The organism is Mycobacterium gordonae (assembly GCF_001417955.2).
Lineage (GTDB): Bacteria > Actinomycetota > Actinomycetes > Mycobacteriales > Mycobacteriaceae > Mycobacterium > Mycobacterium gordonae_B.
The window spans coordinates 1-11,384 of the sequence record NZ_LKTM01000042.1; the positions used below are offsets into that span (position 1 = coordinate 1).

Below are 11,384 nucleotides of genomic sequence, written 5' to 3' on the forward strand. Positions count from 1 at the left end.
AAACGAAAGCCGCCCCGGCACCAAACCGGGGCGGCTTTCACCTGCCTCTTGACAACAGATGCCTACATATCAGCTTTGAGAGCATGACCGCCCGCTCGCGCTATGTCGAGGTGATCCTGCTCGTCTTCGGGTTCTATTCGGTGGGTCTCGGCTTATTCATGATCGTGGCGCCGGGCGCCTTCTTCGACAGCCTCGGCGCCTTCGGCGTCCGCAACGACCACTACATCTTCGACAACGCATCCTTCGAGCTGCCGCTGGGGCTGTTGCTGCTGGCGGCGCTGCGCTGGCCGTCCTGGCGGGTGCCGGCGCTGGCGTTCGCCACCGCGCACTGGGCGTTGCATGCGCTCAGCCATCTGGTCGACACCGGTCATCGCGACGGCGCGACGGTGGGATGGCTGGAGTTCGCCGGCTTGGTGATCGCGACGGCCTGGTTGGCGGGTGCCCTCTGGGTCGTTACTCGCCGGTGAACTGCGGCGGACGCTTGGCGAACGTCGCCGAAATGCCCTCGGTCAGGTCCTTGGACGGCAGGAACGCCGCGTTCCAGGCGGCCACATAGCGCAGGCTCTCCGACACCGCCGAGATGCGCTGCTGGTCGAGCACGTCCTTGATGCCGTGCACGGTCAGCGGGGGGTTGGCGGCGATCTCGGCGGCGGTGGCGTGGGCCGCCGCGAGCGTGGCCTCGGCGTCGTCGTAGACGTCGTTGACCAAGCCGATCTTCTCGGCGCGGGCCGCGTCGATGTCCTTGCCGGTCAGCGCGAGCTCGCGCAGGTGTCCGTCGTTGAGGATCAGCGGCAGGCGGGCCAGGCTGCCGACGTCGGCGACGATGGCCAGCTTGACTTCGCGCACCGAGAACTTGGCGTCTGAGCTGGCGTAGCGGATGTCGACCGCCGAGATGAGATCGACGCCGCCGCCGATGCACCAGCCGTGCACCGAGGCGATCGTGGGAGTACGGCAGTCGGCGATCGCGGTGATGGCGCCCTGCATGCGCTTGACCTCGCGATGGAAGACCGCACGTGGCCCGGCCAGGGCTTCACCGGACAGCAGTGGGGTGAATGAGCCGCCCATGGCCGGCACGTCCAGGCCGTAGCTGAAGTTCCGGCCCGACCCGGTGATGACGATGGCGCGGACGTCGGGATCGGCGTCCAGTGTCGCGAACACGTCTGGCATCTCCGACCAGAAGGCGGGCCCCATCGCGTTGCCCTTGCCCGGACCGATCAGCGTCACCCGCGCTACCTGGTCCTTGATCTCGACGGTGACCGATTCGTATGTTGCGCCCATGTCGAGACCGTAGCGTGGCTGCTATGCCCGACGACTTGGTACCCGGCCCCGAATCGCCACCCACCGACGAGCTACGCAGCGCCGAGTTGACGCTGGGGGTGCTGCAGCAGGTGCTGCACACCGTGGCCGGCTCCGACAAGACCAAGCAGACGCCGTGTTCGGAATACAACGTCAAGGACCTCACCGCGCATCTGATCCGATCGATCACCAGCCTGGGCGGCATGGTCGGCGCGCGGTTCGAGGTACCGCAGGACACCGAGTCGGTGGAGCAGCTGGTGGTCAGCACCGCACGTCCGGCCCTGGACGCCTGGCACAAGCACGGCCTGGACGGCGAGGTCGCATTCGGGGGCGGGTCGATGCCCGCGCGGGTGGCCGTCGCCGTCTTCTCTCTCGAGTTCCTGGTGCATGCCTGGGATTACGCGCGCGCCGTCGGGCATCAGGTGGATGCCCCGGATTCGCTGGCCGACTACGTGCTGGGGTTGGCACACCAGGTGATCAGGCCGGAACAACGCGGCGCGGCCGGATTCGACGACCCGGTCGAGGTGGCCGATGACGCCGACCCGCTGACCCGGCTGATCGCGTTCACCGGCCGCAATCCCGGCTAACGCGGCCCCCTCTTGCGCCGAATGTGCGGCCAGCTTCACCTTCGACGCCGAACGTGCGGCCAGCTTCACAGTCGCGTGGGCTGCGGGGCCCGTCAGATCCAGTTGCGGGCGAACCGCAGCAGGGCATCGTTCTCTTCCGGCGCGCCGATGGTGACGCGGACGCCGTCGGAGCCGTACTGGCGGACGACGATCAGCGCCTCGGCGGCCCGCTCGACGAAGTCGCACGTGCGAGGGCCCAGCGGCAGCCAGACGAAGTTGGCCTGGGACGCCGGCAGTTCGAAGCCCGCCTCGCGCAGCGCCGCGCTGACCCGTCGCCGCTCGGCGACCACCGCGTCGGTGCGTTCGAGCAGTTCGTCGGCGGCCTGCAGCGACGCGATCGCGGCAGCCTGCGAAACGCTGGTCGCGGTGAATGGGACGTAGACCTTGTCCAGCGCGGTGATCACATCAGGGTGCCCGACGGCGTAGCCGATGCGCAGGCCCGCCAGGCCATACGCCTTGGAGAAGGTGCGCAGGACGACGACGTTGTCGTGGGCGCGGACCAGGCCCAGGCTGTCGGGCGCCATGCCGTCGCGGATGTACTCGACGTAAGCCTCGTCGATGACGATCAGGATGTCCGACGGGACGGCTTCGACGAAGCGGGTCAGCGCATCGGGTTCGACGACCGTGGACGTCGGGTTGTTGGGGTTGCAGACGAAGATCAGCCGGGTGCGGTCGGTGACGGCGGCCAGCATCGCGTCCAGGTCGAAGGTGTGGTCGCGCAGCGGTATCTGCACCGGGGTGGCGCCGGCGACCTGCACCTGCGGCGGGTAGAGCTCGAAGCTGCGCCAGCCGAACACCACCTCGTCGCCCGTGGTCGCGGTGATCTGCACCAGTTGCTGGCACAGGCTGACCGAGCCGCAGCCGACGGCCACGTGTGCCGGCATGAAGCCACCGAGATGTTCGGCCAGAGCGGCCTTGAGCTGCACGCAGCCGTTGTCGGGGTAGCGGTTGATCAGGTCGGTCGCGTTCTGGATCGCGGCGCGGACGCTGGGCAGCGGGCCGAACACCGTCTCGTTGCTGGCGAGCTTGATAGCACCGGGCACGGTCTTGCCGGGAACGTAAACAGGCAGCCCGGCCAGCGCGGGCCGCAGGCGGGCGGTCACTTCGACAGCATATGTCGCGGCTGTGTACGCTATGCCTCCGGCGGCTTCGGTATCCGGGGTCGGGTACCCTTTGGAAGGCCATGGAGGCGTGCCAGAGCGGCCGAATGGGGCTCACTGCTAATGAGTTGTTCCCCTCAAAGGGAACCGGAGGTTCAAATCCTCTCGCCTCCGCCACGCAACACCTGCTAGACCACAACTGAACACTGGCGCCCGTAGCTCAACGGATAGAGCATCTGACTACGGATCAGAAGGTTAGGGGTTCGAATCCCTTCGGGCGCGCTTCACGCCTCGTGCCGTCGCCTGTCCAAGCTTTTTACAGGGCCGCCGCCCGATATAACGGTCTAATAACGATCCGGCGCCCAGCAGATCTCAACGCTTGGTCTACCTGCGCATTTTCAATAGCATTCTCGGCATTCCAGACGTCGAAAAGTCCGGGGGATGCCGTCGTGTCATTCTTGTTTACACAGCCCCAACTGTTGGCGGAGGCTGCGTCGAGTTTGGCCGGCCTCGGCTCGACACTCGACGCGGCCAACGCCGCGGCGGCGATACCCACTACGAGTGTGATGGCGGCCGGGGCCGACGAGGTGTCGGCGGCCATGGCCAGCGTCTTCGGCGCGCACGCCCAGCAGTATCAGGCGATGGGGGTGCAGGCGGCCAAGCTGCATGACCAGTTCGTCCAGGCGATGAACGCCTCGTCGAACGCGTACGCCTCCGCTGAGGGGGCGAACGCCAAGCCACTGCAGCCCGTCAACCAGTCGGCGCCCAGCACGACCACGCCGGTGCAGTCCCTGATCGGACCCGCCGGCGGTGCCGGGATCGGGTCGGCGTCGGCGCGGGGCGGCAGGTCCATTGGATTGCTGTCCGGCAACCGTGGCAGCGTCGCGCCGGGCCGGGGTGCCGGTGCCGGCGCGGGCACTGTCCGGCCGGTCGCGACGGGGCCCCTGGCCGGCACCGCGCCGATGGCCGGCAGACGAGCCGGCTCGTCCGGCGCATCGGGCGCCATCGCCGCGGGTCGCTCACGCAGCGGCAGGTCGTTCGGCCAGGGCGGGCCCGGCGGCAAGGGCACCGAGCGCGACCTAGGCGCCCGGCGGCAGGAGACCCTCGCCCGCTAGTCCTGCGTATCGATCAGCGTCAGCGCCCGCTCGAACAAGTGCACGGTCGCCGCGTGCAGCGCGTCGCCGACCGCCTTCTCGGCCTTGCCCGCACAGGCGCGGGCCAGCGTGCCTTCGATGACGATGCCCAGCTTGAAGCAGGCCAGCACGGTGTACCAGGTGATGCGCGACAGATCGCGCGCCGTGTTCGCGGCATAACGCTCCAGCAGCTCGTCGGTGCTGGCCAGGCCATCGGTGCCGCCCAAGGCGTGGCTGAACACGCTCGACCCGTCATCCTGGCGCCAGGTCGCCAGCAGCCAGCCCAGGTCCAGCAGCGGGTCGCCGATGGTGCACATCTCCCAATCCACGATCGCCACCACGTCGGGGCCGGTGCGGGAGAACATCACGTTGGCCGCGTGGTAGTCGCCGTGCATGATGCCCGGCGTCCACTGGGTCGGCCGGTGGCGCTCCAGCCAGCCGGACACCTCGGCGATGCCGGGGATGTCGGGACCGGGATAGCCGTCGTACTCCTGGTAGGACTCCAGCTCCGAAAGCCAGCGTGCCACTTGGCGTTCCAGGAAGCCCTCCGGCTTGCCGAAGTCCGCCAGCCCGACCCCGACGTGGTCGACGGCGCCGAGCTTGGCCAGCGCGTCGGCCATCGACAACCCCATGCCGTGCCGCACCTGGGGATCGCCGCTGTGCAGTTCCGGCAATCCTTCCCCGGCGTTGAACCCGTCGATCGGCTCCATCAGGTAGAAGACCGCGTCACCCAACACGGCGGTGTCGTCGCACGTGGCGATCAACCGGGGATGCGGCACATCGGAGCCGGCCAGCGCGGCCAGCACGCGTGTTTCCCGCAGAATCACGCTGTTGGTGCGGGGGCGCAGGTGCCGTGGACCCCGTCGCAGCACGTAGGGCCGGCCGGATCGGGTGAAGCGCAGCATGACGTTCTGGGTGCCGCCCGTCACCGCGGTGACGTCCTGCAGGGGTCCCTCGCCCAGACCCTGCTCCGTCATCCACCGAGCGACGGCGTCCAGATCCACGCCGGTCATGCGGTGCCTTGCAGGGTGTAGCGGACGGTCTGCGCCCAGATCATGCCGTCGCGGAAGACGAAAGTGTCGACGCCGTCGTCGGCCCGGGTGCCCGCGGCCACCGCCGCCCACTCGAGGAAGAGCACGTCCCCGGCGAAGACCTGGGTCTTCAAATCCCAGTCCGCCCCGGGCAGATCGTCGAGCAGCGTGACGAAGACCTGACGGATCTCGTCACGGCCTCGGGCAACGCCGGCGGAGGTGATCACCACCGAGTCGTCGGAGTAGTCGGCGACGATCTCGTCGAGGTCACCGGTGACGAGTGCCTTTCCGTGGTGTGCGAACACTTCCTGCGGCGTGCGTGTCATGGTGCTCCCTTGCAACCTGTAGACCGTCTGGGAAAAAGGGTAGGGGAGCGGCGCGCGGCGCCCGCGGCGGGAAGAATAGTTTGCGAAACTCACTACTTCTGGCGAGGGGGCCGGCATGCCGCGCACTGACAACGATTCGTGGGAGATCACCCAGAGCGTGGGATCGACCGCGCTCGGCGTGGCCGCCGCCCGGGCCGCCGAGACCGAGAGTGAGAATCCGCTGATCCGGGACCCGTTCGCCCGGGTTTTCCTGGACGCGGTCGGTGACGGCATGTGGAGCCTGTACGCCGATCCCAAGCTGCTGGCTCAGGCATCCGAGATCGACCCGCAGGTGCAGGCGCGGGCGCAGATGCTGGTCGATTTCATGGCCACCAGGACGGCGTTCTTCGACGAGTTCTTCCTGCGGGCCGCCGACTCCGGCGTGCGGCAGGTGGTGATCCTCGCCGCCGGTCTGGACGCCCGCGCCTGGCGGTTGCCGTGGCCGGACGGGACTGTGGTCTACGAGCTGGACCAGCCGAAGGTGCTGGAGTTCAAGACCGCCACCTTGGAGCGGCACGGCGCCACGCCGACGGCCCAACTGGTCAATGTCCCGATCGATCTACGACAGGAATGGCCGAAAGCTCTAATGGACGCGGGATTTGACCCCGGCCTGCCGTCGGCCTGGTCCGCGGAGGGCTTGGTGCGTTACCTGCCCGCCCAGGCGCAGGATCTGCTGTTCGAGCGGATCGATGCGCTCAGCGCGCCCGGCAGCTGGCTGGCGTCCAACGTTCCGGGCGAAGGTTTCGTCGACCCCGATCTGGTACAGCGTCAGCGGGAAGAGATGCAGCGCATGAGGGCGGTGGCGGCTCAGGTCACCGACGCCGACATGCCGGCGGTTGAAGACCTCTGGTACGCCGAGGAGCGCACCGCACTACCCGAGTGGTTGCGCGAACGGGGCTGGGAGGCCTCGGCGGTGGACTTCCCCGGATTGATGGCCCGTTACGGTCGCAATGTCGCCGACGGCGCCGAGGTTGCCATGCCGCCCACCCTGTTCGTCTCTGCGAACCGTTAGAACTCGCCGCAATTTCCTGACCGGCGCCGGTTGACACAGTTATCGTGCGCCCATGTCGTATGTGGCGGTGGTGCCGGAGCTCCTGACTTCGGCGGTGACGGGCCTCCAAAGTGTCGGCTCGGCGCTGACGGCGGCCAACACCGCCGCGTTGTTTTCGACCACCGCGGTCTTGCCCGCCGGTGCCGACGAGGTCTCGGCCGCGGTGGCGGCCCTGTTTGCCGGACAGGCCCGGCGCTACCAGTCGCTGAGTCTTGAGGCCAGCGCCTTCCACGAGCGGTTCGTGCAGTTGCTGGGCTCGGGTGCCGCCTCCTACGCCGCCGCCGAGGTGGCCAACGCCGGACCGCTGCAGCCGCTGCTCGACTTGATCAACCAGCCGAGCCAGGCGCTGTTCGGCCGGCCTCTGATCGGTGACGGCGCCGCCGGGACGGCAGCCAGCCCGAACGGCGGTCCCGGTGGGTTGTTGTACGGCAACGGCGGCAACGGCTATTCGCAGACCGCCACCGACGTAGCGGGCGGGGCGGGTGGTCCGGCCGGATTGATTGGCAACGGTGGTAGAGGCGGGTCGGGCGGCAGCAACGCGGCCGGCGGCGCCGGCGGAAACGGTGGGTGGCTGTACGGCAACGGCGGCGCCGGCGGGCAAGGTGGCGCGGGCGCCGTCGGGACCGGGACCGCTGCGCCCGGCAGTGGCGGTGCCGGAGGGGCCGGGGGCGCGGCCGGGTTGCTCGGAGCGGGCGGCGCCGGCGGTGCCGGCGGACTAGGCGGCAGCACGGGCGTCAATATCGCCGGCCCGCTTGCGGCCGGGAGTGGTGGCAACGGGGGGTCGGGCGGACACGGCGGCTGGCTCTACGGAAACGGCGGAGCAGGCGGCTTGGGCGGAAACGCCGGCAGCCCCTTCCTGGACGACGGCACCACCATCAGCGTGGCGACGGCCACCGCAGGGGTGGGCGGGCAGGGAGGCGCCGGTGGCGCTGCGGGACTGTTCGGTGGCGGCGGAGCCGGAGGTGCCGGCGGCGCCGGGGGATTCCCCGGCCCAGACAACATCATTTCGCCGCCGGGCACTCCCGCGATCTCGATCGTCAACGGGCCCATGCCCATATCGGTCACCTACCAAGGCAACGCCGGGGCCGGCGGCAACGGTGGGGCCGGCGGTGGCGGCGGCTGGTTGTACGGCCACGGTGGGGCAGGTGGTGCAGGCGGCGGTGGCGGACCAGCCACGTACATCCGCACGACAGTCACCCTGCAGGGGTCCACCGGGGGGGTCGGCGGAGTGGGCGGCATAGGCGGTGCCGCTGGACTGCTCGGCCTCGGCGGCGCGGGTGGGGCCGGCGGGACCAGCGGATTACCCGGCACTCTCGGCAGCGGGCCGGGAGGCGCCGGCGGCCAGGGCGGCTGGGGCGGAACTCTGTTCGGGGGACGCGGACCGGACGGGCCTGTCGGCCCCGACGCGTAACCGGCAGGCGCGGTAACGCGCGCGTCAAAATCCGCGATCTACCGAGAAACCGAGTGACAGGGGGGTGCCTTGTCGGATCTGATAGCAGCTCCGGAGATGCTCGCGGCAGCGGCGAGCGACATCGCTGATGTGGGTTCGGTCCTCAACGCCGCCAACCTGCAGGCCGCGGCCAACACCACGGGCGTCGCCGCGGCCGCGGCTGACCAGGTCTCGGCAGCCGTCGCGTCGCTGTTCAGCGGCCACGCACAGCAGTATCAGGCGTTCAGCAGCCAATTCGCGGTGTTCCACGAGCAGTTCGTACGCGGGCTGACCGGGGCCGCGGGAAGCTACGCGTCCGCCGAGGCGGCGTCACTGCAGACGCTGCAGGAGGGCATTCTCGGCGCTATCAATGCACCCGCCCGAGCCCTGTTCGGGCGGCCGCTGATCGGTGACGGCGTCGACGGCACGGCCGCCAGTCCGAACGGTGGCGCGGGCGGAATGTTGTACGGCAATGGCGGGAAAGGTTATTCGCAGTCCGCAGTCGGCGCCGCCGGCGGTAGCGGCGGCGCTGCGGGCCTGGTCGGCAACGGCGGCGCCGGCGGCGCCGGGGGGACGGGTGCGGCCGGCGGCGCGGGTGGGCCGGGCGGCTGGTTGTACGGCAACGGTGGAATGGGCGGTGCCGGCGGCGCGGGCGCCACGGCCACAACTGCCGCGCAGGCCGGCAACGGCGGAGCGGGCGGCGCCGGTGGTGCCGCGGGCCTGTTCGGATCCGGAGGGGCGGGCGGTACCGGCGGCGTGGGAGGCAACAGCGGGGTCAGCCCCGTCGGAAGTCCCGCCGCCGGCATGGGCGGTAACGGCGGCAGCGGCGGCCGCGGCGGACTGGTGTTCGGCAATGCCGGCGCCGGTGGCAACGGTGGCAACGGGGGCAGTGGATTCCTCGACAGCATCAACAGCATCAGTGTGTCCAACGGGCCTGCCGGCATCGGGGGCGACGGCGGTGCCGGAGGTGCGGCGGGATTGTTCGGTGCGGGTGGCGTCGGCGGCGCCGGCGGGGCGGGCGGCTTCCCCGGGTGGCCTGGCCTCGCCGTCGGCGGCTCGGTGCTGATCCCTCCCAACTCGATCTTCGACTTCAGCGTGTCGGGCGGAGTTGGTGGAACGGGCGGTAACGGCGGCAGCGGTGGCGCCGGTGGTTGGGTGTGGGGTGCTCCCGGTGCCGGCGGCCAGGGCGGCGCGGGAGGTGCCGCGATCTATACCAGTCCGTCCAACACCACGCTGTTCGCCGCGCAGGGGGGCAACGGGGGCAACGGCGGCAGCGGCGCGCCTGCCCGGTTGCCGGGCCCTGGCGGTGCCGGGGGAGCGGGTGGCATCGGTGGCGTCGGCAAGCTGCAGAACGGCGCCGACGGACTTCCCGGCTTGACGCCCTGATGACGGGGCCCAGAACGCCGTTCTAGTAACACTTTTCACCCTTTCGGTGACGGGTGGCCATCTGCTTGAATCGGCCTGTCCGACTCTGAGCATCGTTGAAGAGGAGCGACCGTGTCGTATCTTTATGCGGCTCCGGAGATCATGACCACCGCCGCGGCGGATCTCGCGGCGACGGCGGCAATTCTCAACTCGGCAAACCTGGCCGCCGCGCTTCCCACCACGGCCGTGTTCGCCGCGGGTGCCGACGAAGTATCAGCCGCCGTGGCCGCGCTCTTCTCCGGGCACGCCCAGCAGTATCAGGTGCTGAGCAATCAGGCCGCAATCTTCCACCAGCAGTTCGTGCAGGCGATGAGTGCGGCCGCCAATGGTTATGCGTCGGCCGAGGCAGCCAACGTCACCCTGCAGGGTTTGCAACAAAACATTCTCGGCGTCGTCAATGCACCCACACGGGCCCTGCTCGGGCGGCCGTTGATCGGTAACGGCGCTGACGGCACGGCCACGAATCCCGACGGCGGCGCCGCCGGATTGCTGTATGGCAACGGCGGCAGAGGATTTTCGCAGAGCACGGCCAACGCGGCGGGTGGTGCCGGCGGTGCGGCGGGGCTGGTCGGCAATGGTGGCGCCGGCGGTGCAGGAGGGCCGAATGCGGCCGGCGGCGCCGGAGGCCACGGTGGCTGGTTGTACGGCAATGGTGGGGCGGGCGGAAATGGTGGAGCGGCGTTGCCAGGTGCACCGGGGGCGAATGGCTTCAACGGAGGCATCGGCGGCGCCGGGGGTGCCGCCGGGTTGTGGGGAGCGGGAGGACTCGGAGGGGCTGGCGGTACCGGTGGAACCGCAGGCGGCATCGATCTTCCTAATCAGGGATTCGGCGCCAATGGCGGCAGCGGGGGTAATGGCGGCAACGGCGGGGCCGGCGGTTTGCTGTTCGGCAACGCAGGTGCTGGCGGACAGGGCGGCATCGGTGGTGACGGAAATGTGGCCGCTATCGGAGTGCGCGGTGGCGCCGGAGGCGCCGGCGGAACTGGTGGCGCGGCAGGGTTTTTCGGTGCCGGCGGCGTTGGGGGTGACGGCGGCGCCGGGGGCCTGGTCGGAATAGCCGACGGCGGCGCGGGCGGTGCCGGCGGCGGTGGCGGCCGCGGTGGCTGGGTGTGGGGCGATGGTGGTGCCGGCGGCAACGGCGGCGCCGGAGCGGACGCGGCTGCCTTCCGTGCCGGCGCGCCTGTCGGCTTTTCCGGTGGACTCGGCGGCGCCGGCGGAGCCGGCGGCGACTCCGGCCTCATCGGCAACGGGGGTGGGGGTGGCGCGGGCGGCACCGGCGGTCGCGCCGGTCTATTCAGTCCGAACTTCGTCGACGATCCCACTGCTCCCGGTGTCGGCACGGGCGGCGCCGGCGGGTCCGGCGGCAGCGGAGGGCGGGCCGGGTGGCTCTCCGGGGCTGCCGGACATGGCGGACACGGAGGGGACGGCGGTATCGGCCGCTACATCGACAGCGCAGGAAACGTATCGGTGGGGCTCTCCGGCGGTGCGGGCGGCGGAGGCGGAGTCGGTGGCGATGGTGGGCTGTTCGCCGCGGGTGCGGCCGGCGGCGCCGGTGGCAACGGCGGGAACGCCGGCGACTTGATCGGCGGCATTGGCGGCGCTGGCGGTAATGGTGGCGGCGGCGGGTTGTTGGTCGGCGACGGTGGAGCCGGCGGGCAGGGCGGTGCGGGCGGCCGCGCGGTTGCCGATCCGAATGACAACAACGGAATCGGCGCCAACGGCGGCGCCGGCGGAAACGGCGGCGCCAGCGGATGGTTCTACGGCAACGGTGGTGCCGGCGGCGCCGGTGGCGCGGGCGGTACCTCGTTGACCGAAGACGGCTCCGGCGAAACCAACGTGTCGGGCGGGAATGGCGGAAACGGCGGGGCGGGTGGGCCATCCCGCCTGGTTGGCAATGGCGGGGCCGGTGGCGCCGGAGCGCTCGGCGG

At 70.4% G+C, this 11,384-nt stretch carries 11 protein-coding genes and 2 tRNA genes; 9 read left to right on the plus strand and 4 right to left on the minus strand.

Going from position 1 to position 11,384, the window contains the following annotated elements; translation table 11 throughout:
* Positions 1 to 83 precede the first annotated feature (83 nt).
* Positions 84 to 467: a hypothetical protein gene (locus AO501_RS06705; RefSeq protein WP_055576986.1), complete on the plus strand. Its 384-nt coding sequence runs from the start codon at positions 84 to 86 to the stop codon at positions 465 to 467.
* Here the strand turns inward: AO501_RS06705 and AO501_RS06710 are convergent.
* Positions 454 to 1,278 (minus strand): crotonase/enoyl-CoA hydratase family protein, encoded by an 825-nt coding sequence (locus AO501_RS06710; RefSeq protein ID WP_055576987.1) that lies wholly within the window; start codon positions 1,276 to 1,278, stop codon positions 454 to 456. The genes AO501_RS06705 and AO501_RS06710 overlap by 14 nt on opposite strands.
* A 23-nt stretch (positions 1,279 to 1,301) precedes the next feature.
* Here AO501_RS06710 and AO501_RS06715 point away from each other — a divergent pair, with 23 nt between their 5' ends.
* Positions 1,302 to 1,883: a TIGR03086 family metal-binding protein gene (locus AO501_RS06715; protein WP_055576988.1), complete on the plus strand. Its 582-nt coding sequence runs from the start codon at positions 1,302 to 1,304 to the stop codon at positions 1,881 to 1,883.
* Between the two features lie 92 nt (positions 1,884 to 1,975).
* Here AO501_RS06715 and hisC read toward each other — a convergent pair whose 3' ends face one another.
* Positions 1,976 to 3,025 carry a histidinol-phosphate transaminase gene (gene hisC, locus AO501_RS06720; protein ID WP_055576989.1) on the minus strand — a complete coding sequence of 350 codons (1,050 nt, stop codon included), beginning with the start codon at positions 3,023 to 3,025 and terminating at the stop codon, positions 1,976 to 1,978.
* Between the two features lie 82 nt (positions 3,026 to 3,107).
* On the opposite strand from hisC, the gene AO501_RS06725 reads away from it, so the two are divergent.
* From AO501_RS06725 to AO501_RS36895, 3 genes are all read left to right on the plus strand, one after another.
* Positions 3,108 to 3,199: transfer RNA gene (locus tag AO501_RS06725), tRNA-Ser, on the plus strand.
* Between the two features lie 32 nt (positions 3,200 to 3,231).
* Positions 3,232 to 3,304 (plus strand) — tRNA-Arg (locus tag AO501_RS06730).
* A 167-nt stretch (positions 3,305 to 3,471) separates the two neighbouring features.
* Positions 3,472 to 4,137, plus strand: a complete 666-nt coding sequence (locus AO501_RS36895; protein ID WP_055576990.1) for a PE family protein — start codon at positions 3,472 to 3,474, stop codon at positions 4,135 to 4,137.
* Here the strand turns inward: AO501_RS36895 and AO501_RS06740 are convergent.
* Both AO501_RS06740 and AO501_RS06745 read right to left on the minus strand, forming a co-directional pair.
* Positions 4,134 to 5,168 (minus strand): phosphotransferase family protein, encoded by a 1,035-nt coding sequence (locus tag AO501_RS06740; RefSeq protein WP_055576991.1) that lies wholly within the window; start codon positions 5,166 to 5,168, stop codon positions 4,134 to 4,136. The two genes, AO501_RS36895 and AO501_RS06740, sit on opposite strands and share 4 nt — an antisense overlap.
* The gene (locus AO501_RS06745; RefSeq protein ID WP_055576992.1) at positions 5,165 to 5,512 is read right to left on the minus strand and encodes a nuclear transport factor 2 family protein; all 348 of its coding nucleotides are present in this window, start codon (positions 5,510 to 5,512) and stop codon (positions 5,165 to 5,167) included. The genes AO501_RS06740 and AO501_RS06745 overlap by 4 nt, the downstream gene beginning before the upstream one ends.
* Positions 5,513 to 5,627: 115 nt before the next feature.
* Here AO501_RS06745 and AO501_RS06750 point away from each other — a divergent pair, with 115 nt between their 5' ends.
* The 4 genes from AO501_RS06750 to AO501_RS06765 form a co-directional block, all read left to right on the plus strand.
* Complete coding sequence (locus AO501_RS06750; RefSeq protein ID WP_055576993.1) at positions 5,628 to 6,563, plus strand: class I SAM-dependent methyltransferase; 936 nt, start codon at positions 5,628 to 5,630, stop codon at positions 6,561 to 6,563.
* 52 nt (positions 6,564 to 6,615) lie between these two features.
* The gene (locus AO501_RS06755) at positions 6,616 to 8,013 is read left to right on the plus strand and encodes a PE family protein (protein ID WP_055576994.1); all 1,398 of its coding nucleotides are present in this window, start codon (positions 6,616 to 6,618) and stop codon (positions 8,011 to 8,013) included.
* A gap of 69 nt (positions 8,014 to 8,082) precedes the next feature.
* Positions 8,083 to 9,417, plus strand: coding sequence for a PE family protein (locus tag AO501_RS40065; protein WP_055576995.1), 1,335 nt, complete (start codon positions 8,083 to 8,085; stop codon positions 9,415 to 9,417).
* A 111-nt stretch (positions 9,418 to 9,528) separates the two neighbouring features.
* Positions 9,529 to 11,384: PE family protein (locus tag AO501_RS06765; protein WP_055576996.1), on the plus strand; the 1,856-nt coding region annotated here is incomplete at its 3' end.